Here is a 19,231-nt window from a genome sequence, read left to right on the forward strand (position 1 = left end):
GTTGCTCTACCACCTGCCGTTTCAGCTCCACACTGAACTTCCGTTTCGGATTCATGGCACCATCCTTTCCTCGTATCAAAATACCAATCCGTGCCAAATCCTCCTAACCTTTTGTGTCCAGTCTCAGGGGTGCAGTCCAGAAAGAGCTGGATCTTCCCGATCAGAAGTATGGTGACCATAAAGAGGGCCTCGCGAAAGTCGCATTCCTGCGAGGGCGATTGTATGCCATGATGTTCCAATACAGCAAAGCTATAGAGCAATATGAGAGAGCCCTCCAACTCTTCACATCAGGAGATAGGCAGAGTCTGGTCAATTACTACATGGGAATGGCACACGAAATTTGGGGAAAAAAGGAATTGGCTATAGAGTGCTATGAGGCAGTAAAAAGCCTACGCGGCCTTGATGACGACATGGGGATGGATAGCGCGAAGAGGATTGAAACCCTGAAAGCAAAGAAATCGGGCTGTTTCATTGCGACAGCTGCCTATGGCACAACGGATTGTACCGATGTTAGGACTCTTCAAACTTTTAGAGATGATGTTTTGTTGAAGTCGAAATTGGGAACTCGCTTTGTGCAAGTCTATTATTTGGTATCACCGACCCTTGCAAGCACTATCAGTGCGAGTAGTACCCTAAGATACCTCATTCGCAGTTTGTTACTCAGACCTGCAGGTATGTGTTGTCGTTTGTTTTTAGGCCATCGGTTTAACGCTTCGGGCTGTGTCAATAGGAATGAGACAAATATTTTCACCATTTAGGCTACTTTTCTTTCCTCATTTGGCTTGTTAATCCATACCTCCGTCGGCAATTCCGGCGGTGACGGCATCCCATGCACGAAACGCTCCGGATGCTCCTTATAGAACGCCTCCAGAACTAGCTGCCGACGCCGGTAAACGGGCGGGTGGCCCACCATTCATGGTTGGATAAATCATTGTTTATGATTGCACAAATACTTATTTATGATTGACACTGCTATCACGAGTATATGAGATTGACGTATGCCGCGACTGCGCCATTACGATAATCTGGGGACGGCCCGGTTTATTACTTTTTCGTGTTTTCGGAGTTATCCTTACTTCAAATCTGGCAGAGGCGCTGTTATGATTACAATTGATTGTAAAGAAACAAGCCCATCATGAATGATGGGCCCCCCGTCCAAATTTATCAACCCATACCAGACATATCTTATCTGTTTTTCGGGTCGCTCTGAATCGCTGTCGGCGCACTCCATCTATTGTGCCACAATCAATTACATTTGCAAAGCCGACACAACCGGAGACAAAAAAGGCGGGTGGTTGAACACCTGCCTTTCTGAATCAATATTGCAAGCCGACGGACGACCAGCCATTCATGGGCCACCTGTCCGATGCCGCCCGTCACTCGTGACCCACGATCAAAGAGAGAGAACAAGCTGACACGCATATAATTCAGGCATAACAAAACAGGGGACACCGGGGGTTCTTAATCTCTTGCGTTTCGATCCGAATCTGCGTAACTTCCTGCCGTTGCACTGATTGCCGGAGTGGTGGAATTGGTAGACACCAGGGACTTAAAATCCCTCGCATCGTGAGGTGCGTGCCGGTTCGAGTCCGGCCTCCGGCAGTTTTAATAAAAATAAACGGGGACAGCCACCCCGGCTGCCCCCCTCTTACTTATCAAGAACAAAATAGAAACTCTTATCTATATTCCCGCTGCTAATGCTAATTAAAGATGTTGTCTCTTTAACTGATGCCCCTTATGTCACCTTCGATTTTATCGCCATTCCGAGGAATCGGTTTCAAAATAAATAAGATATTGACAGATAGTCGCATTTGCCTATATTTCATTCAACAATTGATGCTCGGTGAGTTTCATGCCTCTGAATTATTTGTTTGAATTAATATATTTCTGGAAGCCTCTTCTTCCAAAGTATGCGTCCAAATATTAAATGCTGGAAAAACCATTGGGAGGTATCAGAATGAATGCGGCATATCGGTTTGTCAGACTATCGGTTTTCCTCATCCTGATTCTTGTTGGAGTGGCGGGGAACCTGGCCGAACCGGCTTTGGCCCAGCAGAGCACCACCGGCCCGACACCCCCGCCGGGAATAATTCGAAACTATCGTGCGGCGTCCGCCGCTCAGGTCGTGATTCCCGGAGTGCCGGCCTATCTCTGGCGTCACGGCTGCGGCCCCACCGCGCTGGGAATGGTCATCGGCTATTGGGATGGACATGGTTGTCCCGACCTGGTGTCGGGTGACGCATCCGCCCAAACTCCGCAGGTCAATGCCATGATTGCCGACGATCACGGCAGCGCCGTTTGTAACAGCGCCTATGGCGACCATTATCGTGACTATTCCTGCCCGATAGATTACTCTCCCAACCCCATCCAGCCGGACAAATCCAGCCTCGGTGGGGCTCATCCCAGCAATTGTGTTGCGGATTTTATGAGAACTTCGTGGAGCGGCCTGAATAACTATTTTGGCTGGAGCTGGTTCAATGATGTCGAACCAGCTTTCACCGAGTATGCCGGTTATATAAATCTATCCTATGGTCCGGTTTCCACCAGTTACCAATTCAGTCAATTCCCTTGGTCGGATTATAAGCGGGAAATCGACGCCGGACGGCCGGTAGTGCTGTTGGTTGACACCGATGGCAACGGCGGCACCGACCATTTCGTAACCGGAATCGGTTATGATGATGCTACCATGCAATATGGAATCTATGATACCTGGGACCAAAATATCCACTGGTTCCAATGGCGGCAACTGGGAACCGGAGCGTGGAGTATATATGGCCTGACTCTATTCGAATTTAGCGGCGGCGTCACGACTGTTCCGGTATCTTCGCTTACCCCCTATGGATTAATTATCCTCATCTCGCTGATTCCGGCATGCGCCGCACGGACATATCGCAGGCGAAAACCTGCTTGGTGATGGTCTGACAGATATTTGGCTCATTAGATATTTTATTGATTTCCCTTACATGGCGCTCCCGACACCGCGCTGTTCATGTATGATAATGCTTGACCGAAAGGCAAGGGCGGCAAAAAGGCCCGGGCAAAGACAAGCCGATGCTAAGACAGGAAGCGTGTTTTGATTTCTCCGTTCTTAATGCAATCACCTTCAAATAAGCTGCAAAAATATCCAAATCATATCGATTATTGCTTGACAGAAAAGCCGATAATCTATATATTATTGTAGAACAGGAAATGATTACTACTGGCGGAATATTTATCCCATCTGCCATCCTTCGCCGCTCGAAAAGAAAAGCAAAATGTCATGGTTTTGGTTGTCCTCACAGGAGGTGTAGGTGTATGAAAAGCCCCGGGCAGACAGGAAAATTTTTCCGATTGTTCCACGAGGAGGAGCATTTAGACGAAACAAATCAGTCCCATTTGTCGATAATAATTTATGAGCAATTATTTGCCCCGGAGACGGGAGGAGGAGGAAAACCGGAACCCAGAAATCTGTTAGCTAACGCAATCTGCCGCCCCTTGGCTGTAATGAAGTCTTAACCGACGAATGAATATCGCCCCTTCGTGACTAACGGACGGGTGATTCGAGGGAAAATAGCAAGAATTAAATCCATTGAGAAAGGGTGTTACATGGAAAAGCACAGGTTTTTTGCCTTGATAGCTATGGCCTCGCTGCTGATCCTTTTTGCTTTTGCCGTGGTCGAGGGAGGGACCCCGGGAAATTCTATCACGGTCAACCGGATGGAGCAGAAGGCTCAAACTCTGACGCTTAGAGGTCAATCCTTTTCCTGGCCGACACGGCCGGTTGCTAAGGCCGTTGAGCAGGGAAGCCAGGGGGGAGAAACTATCGAAACGGCGACCGTCATCGGATCGCTTCCTTATACCGCTTCGGGCACAACCGTAGGTTATACCAATGATTACGATCGCAGATGCAGTAACCTTTCCAACTCTCCGGATGTGGTTTACTCCTACCAGCCCACTTCTGGTCAGAGACTGAATATCAGCACCTGCATCGCCTCATATATCACCAAGATATTTATTTTTGAGAACGATACCAACACTACCGTCGCCTGCAGCCAGTATTCCGATAGCTGCTCCAATAAGTTCCGGGCCGGTATCTATGACCTGCCGGTACTTGCCGGAAACACTTATTACATCGTGGTTGATGGTTATGGCGGTCAGTCGGGGACCTACGACCTGGTCGTGGTGGCCCGTCCCCCCATCGATACTCTGGCCATCCATCCCGCGCTGGCCGATAACAACAAAGGGATGCTGGCGCTGGCCCATGAATATGATGAGTACGACTCATCGGTTTTTTGGATGGGCTCCATCGATAATGGCACCACCTGGTCCAATGCCGTATACTGGAATTTCTCCGGCGGTGCCGCCACATACCCTGCCTTTGCCTACTGGGGGAAGGATACTACCTTTTTTGGAACCGTCGTTCCCCCTCATGCTTTCTACAACGGCGCCCCGAATTATCTCGTGAGCATGTGGAACGCTGGTAACGTGAGCGCTACCGAAGGAAGCTACTGGGATTGGAGCAGCTATGGCTGGCACGATATGAAAATGATTGATATTGCCTGCGATAACAGTCAGGCCGATTGGATGTGGGGCTTCCAGTCAATGGTCCACAGCACTACCTATACGAATCCTGCTATGGTCAATGCGCCCCATATTTTCTATCAAACCAGTGCGGACGGCTATGCCAACATCAGCTGGTATAATGGTCTTGATGGCTGCAATACAACTACTTGTGAAATCGACCATGCCACCGCCAAGACATATACTGTCTATGACTGGTTGGATCCCAGCATCGCTACCTGGAAACTGTTCGGGCGTCAGGATCGCTTCGATGATTTCGAAGATACTATTTTCTCGGGCGGATATACATTTATTATGGATGACTCCTCTGAGACTCAGTATCCGGTGGTTGCCGCCTACAATAACAATGTCCTGATTGTCACCGAGAACTGGAATGAAGCTGATCCGGATGATAAAGACATCATTTGCTGGCATTCCCCCACCGGCAGTCTGGCCGATCTGGAAACCAGTGTAATTGAAGCCACGGCTGATGCCGAGCGGTATCCGCAAATCCGCCATATTTCCGGCCTGTCATTCTTATGCACTTTCATCAGAGACTATATCCTCTATGCCACTTTAACGGAGGATGCCGGTTTGACCTGGGCAACTCCCCAGTCTATCAGCCTGTTCGGCGATTCTGTCGTTTCCGACTATCGGGCCGACAATATTGCCGAATCGGATGGATATGCCGCAAAGATTATTTATGAGTATTATGTCCCTGGAGGCGGGGGCGATATTCACCTGCGCCTGATCACACATCAGGTATATCCTTATCCCGACGCTGATGCCGACGGTGTGCCTGATTTCCAGGACAATTGCCCGGCCATTGCCAACCCGGATCAGACCGATACCGATAGTGACGGCAAGGGCGATGCCTGCGATAACTGTCCGGCCATTGCCAACCCAACCCAGGTCGACGCCGACGCTGATGGAGTGGGCGACGCCTGCGACAATTGCCCCGCTATTGCCAATCCGGCCCAGACTGATACGGATGGCGACCATGTCGGCGATGCCTGCGACAACTGCCCGAATGTTGCCAATCCGGGCCAGGAGGATACCAACGGCAACAACGTTGGCGATGCCTGCGATTGGATCTGCGGCGATGTTAACCGTAGTGGGTTGGTTAACATTCAGGATATTACCGGCCTGATTAACTTCCTGTATAAGGGAGGGCCGGCGCCCAATCCGCTTCAGTCCGGAGATGTCAACAACAGCGGCGTTACAAACATCCAGGATATTACATATCTTATCAACTTCCTGTATAAGGGAGGTCCGGCGCCGCATTGTCCTTGAAACATGTAAGATAGCAATGAGTCACTGAGAAAAGGGTCGGCATGATGATTGCCGACCCTTTTTATAAGGAGGCGATATTTGATAAACATAAGAATCATGTCCGAAGCCGACATCGCCTTTGCAGTCGAACTTTCCGCCCATGAAAAGTGGGGACATCTTCCGGCCGACCTTCAGCGTCTATTGGCTTTTGAGCCGAACGGCTGCTTTGTCGCCTGCGATACGCATGAAGCGGTGGGGATTATTACCTCAACCTCCTATGATGATTGGGGCTTTCTCGGCAACCTGATTGTGAAGCATGAAAAAAGGAAAGATGGTATCGGTGCTTCACTGATGATGCATGCCATCGAGTATCTCCGCACCAGGGGCGTAAAATGCATTGAGCTTGATGGCGTCTTTCCGGCCGTGCCTCTTTATCGAAAGCTGGGATTCCGCGACAAATATCTTTCCCTCCGTCTCTATCGTCCATCTTCAGAAAGCAGGGGAGAGGCTATTTCGCCTCTGCCGGCGACTGTCGATGATGTCGTCGCCTATGATCGCCTGAGAACCGGCCTGAACAGGGAAAAAATGATTCGCCGGTTCTTTGAAGATTTTTTTGAATCCGTATTTGTGGCCAGCATTGACAGGGTTACGAGGTATGCTATCGTGAAACCTCGCGCCGGGAACGTCGTTGCCATTGGCCCCTTTGTCGCCGATGATTGCGAAACAGCGGAATCGCTCCTGGTGCCGATAATCAGGAAATACAGCCAGAACTCAATTGCCGTCGGCCTGCCTGAATTAAATCGTGAGGCCGTCGCTCTCTATCGAAAGCATGGTTTTATATATTCGGAGCCGTCATTGAGAATGTATCTCGGCGTACGCCGAGAGTACGAAGAGAAAATTTTCGCCATTATGTCTCCCGAAAAAGGATAGGGCGGATTGCAAACGCCCTTAAATTTCACACGAAATTTGTGTCCCATTTGTAGAGGTTTCATTTATGAAACTCATCCGTAAATGTTCTCAGGCTGCGATGCTAAATACCCCCCTATTTACAGAAAGAAAGAGCCACGGAGCGGGATCGAACCGCTGACCTGCTGATTACGAATCAGCTGCTCTACCAGCTGAGCTACCGTGGCCTGATATTCTCGTCCCTCAATTTATCTATATCGGCAAAAATTTCAACAGAAATATTCACCCAATAAAAATGGCGCCCCGCGGAATTGAACCGTGGACACACGGATTTTCAGTCCGTTGCTCTACCAACTGAGCTAGGGCGCCAAATATCAACAAACTCTTGCCAATCTATCCTATTTTCGGCAGATGTCAATCCTTTTTTAGGTGGAGAAATAGTGACGTCGAACCGAGGGCAGAAGCAGTAACGCCAGCACAATTAAAGATAAAATCCCGATCACAATCCCATAGACATCTTTGTAGGTAAACGTTGCCAGAATGACAACAGCGGCAATAATGATTGTATATCCGATCCAGCCCCATTTCTGGAGTTTCTTGAATCCCAGACTGAAAACCAGTATCGGGACCCCTCCAATGCCTAAAATAAGATTCTTGTCAATATCCTTGTAGCTGCGGTCTAAAATAGATAAAATTATGCTTACAACCGAGACCAGTATGTACATGTAGCCAAAGACAATTCCATACCAGCCAAGCGCCTTAATCCCCAACGGAATATTATCCTTCTCCTTAGCCATAACGATTTCCTCACTCATCTCTTTGACCTGTATTCGCCTAATAAACCGGCGCCGATAAAACCGGCATCATTCCCTAGTTCGGCCTTGAGAATCCTCAGACTCTCCGTAGCGCTGGAGAACGCCCTCCGCCGAATCTCGGCTCCGGCCGCTTCGATAAACCCCGCGCCGCCATCGATTATCCCGCCGCCGAATATGAGCGCGTCCGGGTTCAGAAGGTTGACTACCCCGGAAAGGCCGGCTCCCAGGATAGTCGCCGTTTCCTCTATTACCGCCAGGGCCGTTTCATCACCTTTCTTGGCCGCCATAAATAGCTTCTTAATATTCAAATTCTGAATATCCCCGCCGAGAACCTCTTCGAATATCGGACTCAGACCATTTTTCATCTTGTCCCGCGTTCTTTCCAATATTGCCTGAGAAGAGCAATAAGCCTCAAGGCAGCCCTGGTTTCCGCAACGGCACTCTTTACCATCATATTTTACGATTATATGCCCCACTTCGCCCGCAGAAAAACTACTGCCGCGCCACAAAGATTTATTTATGATAATCCCGCCGCCGATGCCGGTTCCAACCGTGATACAGAGAACGGAATTGAAGCGCTGAGCGGCCCCGAAACGGAGTTCGGCCAGAGCCATGGCATTGGCATCATTGTCGACAAAAACCGGCAGGTTGAGATGTTCCTTGAGATGAGACGCTATTTCGGTGCCCCTCCAGTCCGATATGTTGGGACATTTCCCCTTGACCACACCGCTCGTATTGTCGATAGTGCCGGGGGAACCGACCCCCAGCCAGTTGATATGCAATTCCTCCTCGGCGGCGTGAAGAAGAAGGTTTTCACCGATGTTGGTGATAAGGTGAAGCAGCGGCGTGGCCCCTTTTTCCACCAGGGCCGGGCGCTGTTCACGAAATATTATTTTCCCGGTCGAATCAAACAGCCCATACTTGATGTTGGAACCGCCGATATCTATACCGGCATAGTGTTCAAGATTTTTCATAACACGGGTGCCTGAAATCTCTATTTTGAGTTGTATGCCTCGACGCCCCGTTTCAGAAGGTCCATGGCATCCTTAAGGTCGTCGGTTTTTAGAACATAAGCGATGCGGCATTCGCTCTGACCCTTACCCGGCGTAGCATAGAATCCGGGTCCCGGCGCAACCATAACGGTCCGTCCATTATGGCTGAAATCGGTCAGGAGGAATGAAGCGAACTTCTCGGCATCATTGATCGGTAATTTGGCCATAACATAAAAGGCACCGCCGGGATTGATACAGACCGTTCCGAGTATCTTCATCAATCCTTCATAGACAACGTCACGGCGGCGGCGATATTCCCCGATCATCTCGGCGAAATAATCCGGTCCCAAATCATAAGCGGCGGCCGCCCCCACCTGCTCCAAAGTGGGAGAGCATAGCCGCGCCTGACCCAGGCAGAGCGCCGAACGATAGATATCGCGATTTTTGGTCACCAGATTTCCCACCCGGGCCCCGCAGGCCGAAAATCTCTTGCTTATCGAATCAAGCATAATCGCTCGATCACTGATCCCCGGCAGCGACATCACGCTGATATGCCGGCCCTCATAAATAAATTCGCGATATACTTCATCCGCCAGCAGGAACAGATCATGCTTTATAACCAGCTTCCTGAGACATTCCAGTTCCTCGGAAGTATAGATAGTCCCGGTCGGATTGTTGGGATTGCAATACAGGATTCCTCTGGTCCGCTTTGTGATCGCCTTCTCTATTGCATTTTCCGAGGGAAGATGAAAACCCTCCTCCGCGGTCGTCGTGAGCGGGGCAAGGTTGATTCCCGCCTGAACCGCGAAACCATTATAATTGGTGTAAAAAGGCTCAAAAACAAGAATTTCATCACCCGGTTCGCAGATAATAGTCATCGCAAAAATAATCGCCTCGGAACCGCCGGTCGTGACAATTATGTCGTCAGAATTGACCTCCAGCCCCAGTTTCCGATAGTACCCGGCCAGCTTTTCCAGATAGTCGGCCATCCCCTGAGAGTTGCCGTAGGCCAGAACCTTATTGGCGTAGCCCCTCACCGCCTGCCAGAACACCGGAGGAGTCTCAATATCCGGCTGGCCGATATTCAAGTGGTATATCTTTATCCCCTTTTTCTTGGCTTCATCCGCCAGAGGAATAAGCTTCCGGATCGGCGATGCCGGAACAGATTGACCGCGTTTGGAAATCGTCATTCCTGTCATTTCTACCTCGCTGCCGTTCAACCGATTGATTGATCCTCGGAAACGATTGTTGACTTTGTTCCTATAACGACCTCGGCCTGTAAGCTGTTAACTTGCAGGCTGGTGCCGGAAAAGTTTGTGATAAAAATAACTATTTCAAATCCCAAAGTCAAATTCAATTTTGCCCCGCTTAAAGGGAATCCGTATCTCTCCGCCAATCCGATTAATGGTGACTCTTCGGTTGCACGGAATATTTCTTGATTATGAGATAAACGACAAGTAGAGCCAGAAGATATATCAGGGCCGTCAAAATCTCAAAAATGGCAAAATCAATCACCTTCCGCTGCACCAGAACAATAAGATAACTTGACAGAGTATGAACCAGAATCATTCCCAGCCAGGCGCGGAAGAGAGCCGTTATATTTCGGCTTAACCCAAATCCCAGAGCGGCCCCGACCGTGACATTGAATAGAATGCCGATGATCCGCTCAAATACTCCCCAGGAGAAAATCGGCATGTTGCCGGTCTGGAATGTTGCCCCGATAATCGCCGCCGATTCAAAAATACCGAAACCGACGCAGCAGAATATCCCCAGCAAAAGCCCGGATAGAGAGTTCTTTTTCCAGATGAAAAATATCATCGCTATCGGAATTATCTTGAATGTTTCCAGCACCAGACCGGTCAGAAGGGCGTTGAAAATAGCGAATAAATATAGCGACCCGCCCGTTTGAATTCCCGGAATTACCACCGTATTGGTGTACCACTCCTGTACTGGTACATGCGCGAGCCTGGCCAGCAGGTAGGTGAGCGCACCAAGAATTACGGAAATATATAACTCCGGCTTCCTAAAATTTCTACGCCAGAAAGGGAAGGTCAGGAGTGCCCCCGCTAACAGGAACAGAAGATAAAAAGGCGTAATCTTAAGGAGGTCGGCCATGGTCATCGCTTTTGGGGTAGGCTTCAGCTTTTCCAGCGGATTCTCCGAAAGAAGCACTTCCATGTTTTGAGTCGGCTGAACCAGTCTCACTATCTTTTTATCTCTTGTGAAATAGGCAGTCTGGTCCAATGGTTCGAGGAAATGACAGGTGAAAGCCGAATCGCGGTTGCGGCCATAAGTGACGGCATTGAATCCTTCCACAATGAACCGGATTGGGGCGGTTGTCAACGATTGCGGAATATATATCGAATCACGGATAGTGTCGCCGATTTTCAAATCCTTGAATGCCAGCAATAACTCATACTGGTCGATCATATAGTTGTCGGCGGCAAAGATGCCCGAAACCAGGGTCGTATCTATGGTTTGTCGAACCCCGCCCCTGTCGATATATCCTTTAAGTCTGCTATCCTGATGTGTCAGCAAAATTGTCTGTGACTGGCCGCTGACCTGCAATTCTGTCTCATTCCCAAGATAACCCCCTTTATCATTAACCAGGAATTTATTGGCCATCTGAATTTTATAGGCCGTACCAAGAGGTGTGAAATCCAGACTGAGATTATCGGCAAACCGGTAGCCTCTGGCGTCTTCGAGGCGGCCCAATCCTTCGAACACAGATTCAAGCTGCCCCAGCGGCTTCCCCTGAAGGAAGAACAGATAAGTGCGTTTGGAGTTTTCCGTCCTGTATTCAAAAATCGACCGGCTTTTACCCAGGCTCCATCCGGGATTTGAAGCCATCAATACGATTAATCCGGCGAAGAAGAAATTCTTGATCATCATCTTTCCAGTTTCGAAATTCCGGGAAATAAACAGCGGGAGAGAGGTTTCGTCAATGGAAATATGTTTATATATTGGCGGTGATTGCCGCCACAGTCAGTTCCACCAGCGCCATCCCTTTGATTTCAAACACTTCTTTGCAGGCTCGATCGATTTTCTCCTTGATTCCGGCAGTTCCGGAATCAGCATCTTCGACGGCAATTTCAAGCGCCGCGAACGGAATATCGTTGCGGACACAGGTATGGGCAATCGCCGTGCCGCTGGCATCAATCCCCAGTGCGCCGTATTCCTGCTGAAGGATTCTTATGCGGGCGGTATCCTCCTCAAGATATCCGGGGTGTAGGATAGTCCCAAAGATATGTGGCGGTCGATCCTCGGTATGAGTATCGCAAACCGTTCGGATTGTATTCAGGAGAAGGTCATCGGCCTCCAGCATCGGCGCCGACCTCTTATCGGCCGCAACCGCCTGCACCAGATATTTGGCTACGATTATATCGCCGGTCTTTATATATGGCACCAGCGGAACCGCCTGGCAGGTGAAAAGGATTCTTTTGACCTTATAATGATCGATCATTATTTGCGCGGCGATAGCCAGATTGAGCGGATCGTTTTCGACCAGCGTGAAAACCACCTGCTGTTCGTTAAGACGGCCCGAAAAATATTTCCGGTGCGCCAGTTTCTGTATTTCTTCCACCAGGGAATAATCTTTGAGCGCCTCAAATTCGGGTTCGAATATGGTAATAATTCCGTTCATACCGCATTCCTTTCCATATTTCTATTATCGGAAGAATAGGGGAAATTTCCACAAGGTGTGTTGACTGCTGGCACTGTGGGCGGCCGATGTCCACATCGGCCCCGGCGCCACTCCAGTAGAAGCCCCGACAGATCAGCAATTCTTGCGAACATGAATCGTTGCGGCAGGTCCTGATACCGCCCTTCGGGCGGGATAGTGACCTGCCGCATTTCAATTGCCCGCAATTTCTATTTTGTAAGGGCGACGCTAAAGCTCTTTGGCCTCTTGACATTCCTTCCAATCGGCGCTTGGTTTTAATCGAAAATGACTTGTCAAATCATAGATACATGCCTTAAATTAAAATGTTCTATGCTCGAATTCATGAAACAAAGTAGCGACGAGAACAGTCATGGCAGTTTGGGTCAGAAAACCGCTGAGAAGTGACTTCAAAAATATAAATAACCTGAACGAGAAAGAAATTTATGAGTAGTAAACAGATTTTGATTCTTAAAGGTAGTCCCCGCGAAAAGGGGAACAGTTCCATCCTGGCCGATCAGGTCGCGGCCGGGGCGCGAGAGGCCGGAGCCGAGGTGGAAAGCTTCGATCTTCACAAGATGAATATCCGGCCCTGCGATGCCTGCGATATTTGTCACGGAGACAAGACTGATGAGTGCATCATTGATGACGATATGCAGATTCTTTATCCCAAACTTCGGGCCGCCGATGCCATCGTAATCGCCAGTCCCGTCTATTGGTTCACCATAAGTGCACAGGCAAAGCTCTGTATCGATCGCTGGTATGCCCTCGAAAGCCCACAGGGGAACGCCCTAAAAGGAAAAAAGATCGGCATCGTACTGGCCTATGGCGATACTGACCCATACACCTCAGGCGGTATTAATGCCATTCACACTTTCCAGTATATATTCCGCTATATCAAGGCCGAAATCGTCGGAATCGTATACGGCACTGCCTTGAATGCGGGGGAAATTCGCAACCAGCCGCTTCTAATGGAGAAAGCCTACAAACTCGGCCAGCAGCTATGTAAATAGACAATCCATACCGAGCGTTTTACACTCCTGACTATTTGTTTATGATTGTGAATAGCCCTATTTGCTGAGAAGCTTTTTCAAGTAAGATATAAGCTCAGCGCGCTTGATTGTCGTTTGAATATTCTCCGCCTTGAGCCATTCCTCACGGTCGGAAAGACCTTTGGCAACATCGGGGCCGGCGCGAAGATCTTTCACAGTGATTGTGCCATTTTCAAATTCATCCGAACCGGCAATAACCGCTATCGGTATCCCCACCCGATCGCCATATTTCAACTGCTTGTTGAGGTTTTTGGTCTCGCCCAGGAACAACTCGGCATTAATTCCCGCCCGGCGGATCTCATTCACGATTTCTAAATAATCATTGATCCGATCTTTATCCATGGCCGTCACCAGTACTTCCGAGGTAGCCCGTTTCAACTCGATCGCTTTCAGTTCAATCAGCGCCGCCAGCATTCGGTCAACTCCAAACGATGACCCCGTCGCCGGCACTGATTTGTTCGAAAACCGTTCAATCAGATTGTCGTATCTTCCCCCGGAATACATCGAACCATACTCCGGAAGGTCAAGCAACGTCGTTTCATACACCGGCCCGGTGTAATACCCCAGACCGCGGACGATCGTGATATCAATCATTGTTTTCTCAGGCATCGGAATCATTCTCGTCAAATATCCCTGTACTTCGCGAAGCTCTTCAATCCCCTGCCGCGAGATTTCAATATTCCCCAGTAGCTTTTCAATCTCCGCCAGCTTATCGCCGCTCTTGCTCAAGGCGATATTGAGAAAATCGGAAAGAAGCCTTATCTGGCGGTCGGATAAATTCAGCCCGGGAATCTTGTCGCCCGATTTGTCGATTCGGCCGGGGCCGAGTTCCATCAGGACCGCATCTTTCCCCTGCTTCTCAAGCTTATCAATCACCCGGAAAACATCGGTGGTCATCTCGGATGGAATGCCAGCAAAGGAAGAAAGGCCATTTATTAATTTGCGGTTGGAGTACCGCACCATGAAATTCTTTATGCCAAGATTATCCATCACCTCCACCATCACCGCAATAACCTCGGCGTCGGCCAGCATCGAGGAGGTTCCCACAATATCGAAATCGCACTGCATAAATTCGCGGTATCGCCCCGGCCCCGGCTTATCTACCCGCCAGACTGGGCCGTACTGATACCGCCGGAAGGGGAGAGGAAGCTCCGGATTCCCTGCAATATATCGCGCCAGCGAAACAGTGAATTCATACCTCAGCGCCATATCGACCTCATCGGGGCCGTGGAATCCAAAAAGCTCTTTCAGGTTGTCAGTCGTGTAATCGCCACCAAGCAGGGTCTCGGCAAATTCGAGCGCCGGGGTCTGAAGGGGCAGGAATCCATGCCTCTCATAAACCTCTCTGGTCTTCTCGATCAGTATCTGCCGGGCGATTTCTTCATCAGGCGGGTAATCCCGAAACCCTTTGAGCACTTTGGGCGAAACCTTGTGATATGATTTCTTGTCTGTCATAGCAATTCCAAATTTTAATTCAAGAATTTACGGCTTTTTGAAGATTAGGAAAGAGATTTCTTGGCTCAAAAGAATAATACTGGGGGGGAGGGTCGAACTCCCGACCTCCTGATCCACAGTCAGGCGCTCTATACCAACTGAGCTACCCCAGCATCTTTCGGACGACATTTTAATCCCAAGTCGTCTCAAAGTCAAGATATTTAAGATATCGGAACTTATTGCCTCTTATCCCACAGGATTATTCGGCTGAAGCCTTGCAGGCATCAGTAAAATACCGATAGCTTTCGATGATTCTGTGATGGGTCGGCGGCCATTTCATCAACGAATCTCCCTTTGTCTGAGACGATATGACCTAAAGAAGAAGATTATATTATTATAATTATGTTATTATATTATAATAAGATATGAAATCTTAAGATAAATGTCAATACATGGGACGGATCAGGCATGTCGGCCTAAATAGGCAGCAGCTACTCGACATCAATTAGTCCGGCGTCCCGCATTCCGTCTTTTGATCATATCCATCAATTCCCACCCCTGAGTGTCATCGGGTTTAAGTCGCAGACCGTTCTGAATGTAAACAAAAGCGGAATCATAATTCCCCATCGACAGATATGACTGACCGACACTGAAATGCGCTGCCGCCGAACCGGGTTCGAGAGCAATGACTCCTTTAAAAGCCTTTATCGCCGCCTCTGCAGAATCAACCTCATAATAAGCCTGCCCCAAGAGAAAGAGATTTCTGGGATTTCTTGGTTCCAATTCCGAGGCCTTCCTATAATAGGGAACAGCCGCGCGGCTATTTCCCATCTGGCTTAAAGCCGTCGCAGCGAAAAACGGCAGAATCGGGCTGCTGCTGTCAACTTTCATTCCCTCGAGGGCGGAATTAAGAGCGTCATTAGGCTGACCCATATCCAACTCTATTTGCGCAATTCCGCCATAGACCCGTGCATTCTTGGCCAGTCCGGTAATTCCTTTCAAAAGCTGCAGGGCTTTTTCATCATCATGAGCGCGATTATGATAATAGTAGGCGAGGAGCTCGGTGCCATATCCTCGGCTTCGGTCGCTTAGACTCAGGAGGTTTTCGGCCCGCAGCAATTGCCGCTTCTCCGAAGCGTTGGTCAAGATCCAGATCGACAGAAACAGAAGTGGTAAGAAGCCGACTATCAGTCTCGCTTGAGGACCAAGTCTGTGCAAGGGCATCTTTGCCAGATAAACCAGAATCACCACTGCTCCCACGACCGCCGCCGGCAAGGCAAAGAGATCCCAGTCACGCGCGTACCCCAGTTTGGGGTCGACCACCAAAAGGAATAGAACCGCCGAGGCCAGCAATACCATCAGGAAATTTCTGTACTTCCGTTCTAAATGATATCGCGGCCGGACAAAAAGAAGTTGAATCAACAGAATCAATGAAAATGGGGCCACCAGAAGTATCTGGTTGAGAAAGTCAAAAAGATGCTCCGGGGAGAAAATTGAATATTGCGACAAAGAAAAAAGAGGCAGGAAATTATCACGGAAACCGGTGATATATCTCCCATATTCAATCTTGGTCCAGATCTCGAGAGGGGCCAGTAATGCCGATATTGCCACCAGCGCTATGACCGGGAAATATCGTACCAGTCTGGAGAGAGGCTTATCGGATTTGTATACCGCATAGGCCATAAACAAGTACGCCGGTAGAAAAAAAATTGCGGTCAGATGCGCCGAGAGGCCCAGAATATAGAGAAGCGAGGTTGCTATGACACCCTTGCCTGTCATTAATAATCGGGCCGCAAAAAGTGAATGGAGCAGGATGGCCGGATAGAACAAAGTATATGATTCCACATACCCGAAAAAGAGCTGCAAACCTCCCAAACTGATAAAGAGCCATTTCAAGAGCGGCCCGTGTTCATCACTGCAGAGTCCCGATGTGTCAAAAAGGAAAATGGTCAAAACAAAGGCGATACCGCAGGCGACACTATAAATCACATAAGTGGTTTCACCCGAAAAAACTCTGAAGATATTCAGTCCCCGGTACAAGATAGCATGAAGCAGGAAATCCAGCGGTTCGGAATAATAGAAATAGTATTGTCGCTCAATTTTGTAAATACGGTCGTAACCGTCACCAAGAGCATGCACATGCACCCGGAATAGATAAAATGCGGCCAGCGAGACTGCCGCTACAATAAATATCTGCAGAAACCGGGGCAATGCCAGAAAATTCTTCGCAAGAGCCCGAAACGCTTTGTAAATAGCCCTTGATACGCCCGGAATAAGCGACATCAGAATAAGAAAGGCAAATATGCCGGCGACATAAGCGGGAAAATAGCGAAGATGATTGAAACCCCAGAACCGATCAATCGGCAGCAGTCCCGTGACTATAAAGAGCCCTGCCAATACAAGGGAGGGCAATATCAGTGGCAGATCGCTCGTTCTTACCTTGTCATCGTTCATCATCATGACAAGATAACGAAAAATATCCGCGGCTTCAACCAAAATTGGATTTGCTGGTGCGGGCATTCAAACGACAGGCGCCCATCCTGGCCGCCCGCAAAAATCGTCCCTTTTGACCCACCATCCTCGACCGAAAGTCTCCAACCGGATGCCAATCAAATCAATTACCAAGGCATTTCTGTTCCCACTCCTGACAGGTGCATGATGGACAGAACATACCTGAATGGTATAGTATATTAATCATACAGGTGACATCCTGCACATTCACGACACAATTACAATTCGCATCTGCTTCGGGATACATTGATGTACCACTCCGGCAGGGAGGCATAGGACCGTGCTTGTACAGGAAATTAATGAGATAAGTTACATCCTGAATATTGACGATATTATTATGGTTGGCATCGCCTACTCTCACGCAGCAGGTGGAGTTGAAAACAATAATTTGTATCACCCGCGATCCAATCGCCTGGCCGTCATCGGCGTTCACCGTAAAAGTGTAATTTCCGCCAGCAAGAGGTATCCAGTTGAAAGTCCCGCTGCCGTTACCATTATCGGTGAACGTCGAACTCCCCGGCAAGCCGGTTGCAGTTAAAGTGATAGGATCGCCGTCAAGATCAAAGCTGGAAACCGTAAAGGTCAGAAGCTGGTTGGGGTCACCGGTTTTTATGCCCGGATCAAGTACAACCGGAGCATTGTTGAATCGGTTCTTCCACCACTTCTTGGCCTTGTCGACAGTGATCTTCAGAGCCGCGGAACCGCCATTATACTCGGGAGCAAGAACTTTGATGAATACCAGTGTATCATTCACGCCCAGGTTCTTCTTGCCGAAGTATGCCACCAGGCTCAGGTCCTGATACAGCGAATCTTCCATGGTCGGATTGGTTGACTGCCAGTACTGAAAACCACTGTAAGTATTCAGCTTGTTGTACAACTGCTGCGGAATCCAGTTGCCGGTCGGGGCAATCCAGTCGGCGTTCATTCCGGTAAACATGCCGGTGATAAAGCCAAATCGGTCGGAAGAGCCATAGGCCGGCAGTTTGTAGCCATTGAGATAGGCAAAACCGCCGGCGCGATAGTCGGCAGGCACACAGTCGTTGTTAACGATGCTATCAGGGCCATACTCACCACCATAACACCACATCAATTGTCGTGTGGCGTCATAATCGGAGCCGTTTTCCACTCCCGAATCGGATGGAATATTCCAGTCCATCAGCTCGCCAACCATCAGGTTATTGATTGCGGCCGCTTTCCGGTTCACAATTTTCATTCTCTGAATAAGCATTCCGCAGGTATCGGGGTGAAGCGGCATCCAGTACTCGCATTCCACGCCAATTGCCGAATCAGGCGTGATAAAACGGCCGGTGAAGACATATTGGAAATCGGGATTGCTCGAATCTACTACCATAGGCGAGGTCGGCAGAAAACCGCCCCGGTTTTGCCAATCGGCGTCAAAGATATAAGAGTTCAGGATAGTGTCGCCGGGGTTATTTCCCTTGACACGGAGCAGAAAGGGACTGGCATCATAAAGATAGATGGCGGCGTTGTCATCAGCGCCTACGACATTGTCGGTCGTGTCACAATCGTCAAAGAAATTGAGATTGAACCCGCCCTGGCCTTCATTTCCCTGATGGCCGATATTCCCGGCATTGTTGAGGATGATCCGGTTGCAGGCGGTGCGGATAGTCGCCCATTCGGGTGATTGGGTGCCGGCCCCGCTTTCACCGGCGTAAAGATAATTACCGGCAGCCAGAATCAGGCTGGCCGTGATGAGGAATGCTTGCCTTAGAAGTCTTCTGACCATTTTGGTACCTCCCATCTTTGACAGTCTTGAAATCATCAAAAAGCATGGCGGTAATACTTTCTGAAAGTCTGCTCATCGAGGGAAGAAGATGAGCCATTCCTTACACCTGAAATATAGACGAAATACTATATTCTGTCAACAACTATTTTCTCTCACCGGAGCGGGTGGTAATATCTTTATAAGTGTGTAAAAACGACAAGAGGTGTATCCTTAAGATTTACAAGCTGATTCAAAAGGAGACACCTAATGTCGTATAACGAGTTAGATTTTAGCAGGAGAAACATAGTCTTTGCGCTTTCGGAAGT

General features: G+C 49.1%; 13 protein-coding genes and 4 tRNA genes. 6 read left to right on the forward strand and 11 right to left on the reverse strand.

Annotation, left to right across the window (positions count from 1 at the left end):
• Positions 1-113 precede the first annotated feature (113 nt).
• The 5 genes from NT002_11800 to NT002_11820 all read left to right on the forward strand — a co-directional run bounded on the left by NT002_11800 (position 114) and on the right by NT002_11820 (position 6,741).
• The gene (locus tag NT002_11800) at positions 114-758 is read left to right on the forward strand and encodes a tetratricopeptide repeat protein (GenBank protein ID MCX6829948.1); all 645 of its coding nucleotides are present in this window, start codon (positions 114-116) and stop codon (positions 756-758) included.
• A 758-nt stretch (positions 759-1,516) separates the two neighbouring features.
• Positions 1,517-1,602, forward strand: a tRNA-Leu gene (locus NT002_11805).
• A gap of 355 nt (positions 1,603-1,957) precedes the next feature.
• On the forward strand, positions 1,958-2,914 hold the full coding sequence (locus tag NT002_11810) for a hypothetical protein (GenBank protein ID MCX6829949.1): 957 nt from the start codon (positions 1,958-1,960) through the stop codon (positions 2,912-2,914).
• Positions 2,915-3,585: 671 nt separating this feature from the next.
• Complete coding sequence (locus NT002_11815) at positions 3,586-5,832, forward strand: thrombospondin type 3 repeat-containing protein (GenBank protein ID MCX6829950.1); 2,247 nt, start codon at positions 3,586-3,588, stop codon at positions 5,830-5,832.
• Between the two features lie 78 nt (positions 5,833-5,910).
• Positions 5,911-6,741 (forward strand): GNAT family N-acetyltransferase, encoded by an 831-nt coding sequence (locus NT002_11820; protein MCX6829951.1) that lies wholly within the window; start codon positions 5,911-5,913, stop codon positions 6,739-6,741.
• Between the two features lie 130 nt (positions 6,742-6,871).
• Here the strand turns inward: NT002_11820 and NT002_11825 are convergent.
• The 7 genes from NT002_11825 to NT002_11855 all read right to left on the reverse strand — a co-directional run bounded on the left by NT002_11825 (position 6,872) and on the right by NT002_11855 (position 12,167).
• A tRNA-Thr gene (locus tag NT002_11825) sits at positions 6,872-6,944 on the reverse strand.
• A gap of 69 nt (positions 6,945-7,013) precedes the next feature.
• A tRNA-Phe gene (locus NT002_11830) sits at positions 7,014-7,086 on the reverse strand.
• Between the two features lie 56 nt (positions 7,087-7,142).
• A complete protein-coding gene (locus NT002_11835; GenBank protein MCX6829952.1) occupies positions 7,143-7,514 on the reverse strand; it encodes a hypothetical protein in 372 nt (123 codons plus the stop codon).
• 14 nt (positions 7,515-7,528) lie between these two features.
• The gene (locus tag NT002_11840; GenBank protein ID MCX6829953.1) at positions 7,529-8,506 is read right to left on the reverse strand and encodes an ROK family protein; all 978 of its coding nucleotides are present in this window, start codon (positions 8,504-8,506) and stop codon (positions 7,529-7,531) included.
• Between the two features lie 20 nt (positions 8,507-8,526).
• A complete protein-coding gene (locus tag NT002_11845) occupies positions 8,527-9,714 on the reverse strand; it encodes a pyridoxal phosphate-dependent aminotransferase (protein MCX6829954.1) in 1,188 nt (395 codons plus the stop codon).
• A 211-nt stretch (positions 9,715-9,925) separates the two neighbouring features.
• Positions 9,926-11,416: a hypothetical protein gene (locus NT002_11850; GenBank protein ID MCX6829955.1), complete on the reverse strand. Its 1,491-nt coding sequence runs from the start codon at positions 11,414-11,416 to the stop codon at positions 9,926-9,928.
• A 64-nt stretch (positions 11,417-11,480) separates the two neighbouring features.
• Entirely contained in the window at positions 11,481-12,167 is a 687-nt protein-coding gene (locus NT002_11855; GenBank protein MCX6829956.1) for a hypothetical protein, read from the reverse strand.
• A 461-nt stretch (positions 12,168-12,628) separates the two neighbouring features.
• Here NT002_11855 and NT002_11860 point away from each other — a divergent pair, with 461 nt between their 5' ends.
• A complete protein-coding gene (locus NT002_11860; GenBank protein ID MCX6829957.1) occupies positions 12,629-13,195 on the forward strand; it encodes a flavodoxin family protein in 567 nt (188 codons plus the stop codon).
• Positions 13,196-13,252: 57 nt separating this feature from the next.
• Here the strand turns inward: NT002_11860 and hisS are convergent, their stop codons facing one another.
• The 4 genes from hisS to NT002_11880 form a co-directional block, all read right to left on the reverse strand.
• The gene (gene hisS / locus NT002_11865) at positions 13,253-14,689 is read right to left on the reverse strand and encodes a histidine--tRNA ligase (GenBank protein ID MCX6829958.1); all 1,437 of its coding nucleotides are present in this window, start codon (positions 14,687-14,689) and stop codon (positions 13,253-13,255) included.
• A 77-nt stretch (positions 14,690-14,766) separates the two neighbouring features.
• Positions 14,767-14,841: transfer RNA gene (locus tag NT002_11870), tRNA-His, on the reverse strand.
• A 328-nt stretch (positions 14,842-15,169) separates the two neighbouring features.
• A complete protein-coding gene (locus NT002_11875; GenBank protein ID MCX6829959.1) occupies positions 15,170-17,164 on the reverse strand; it encodes a tetratricopeptide repeat protein in 1,995 nt (664 codons plus the stop codon).
• Positions 17,165-17,282: 118 nt separating this feature from the next.
• Positions 17,283-18,926, reverse strand: coding sequence for an Ig-like domain-containing protein (locus NT002_11880; protein ID MCX6829960.1), 1,644 nt, complete (start codon positions 18,924-18,926; stop codon positions 17,283-17,285).
• Positions 18,927-19,231 lie beyond the last annotated feature (305 nt).

The organism is Candidatus Zixiibacteriota bacterium (assembly GCA_026397505.1).
Lineage (GTDB): Bacteria > Zixibacteria > MSB-5A5 > GN15 > PGXB01 > JAPLUR01.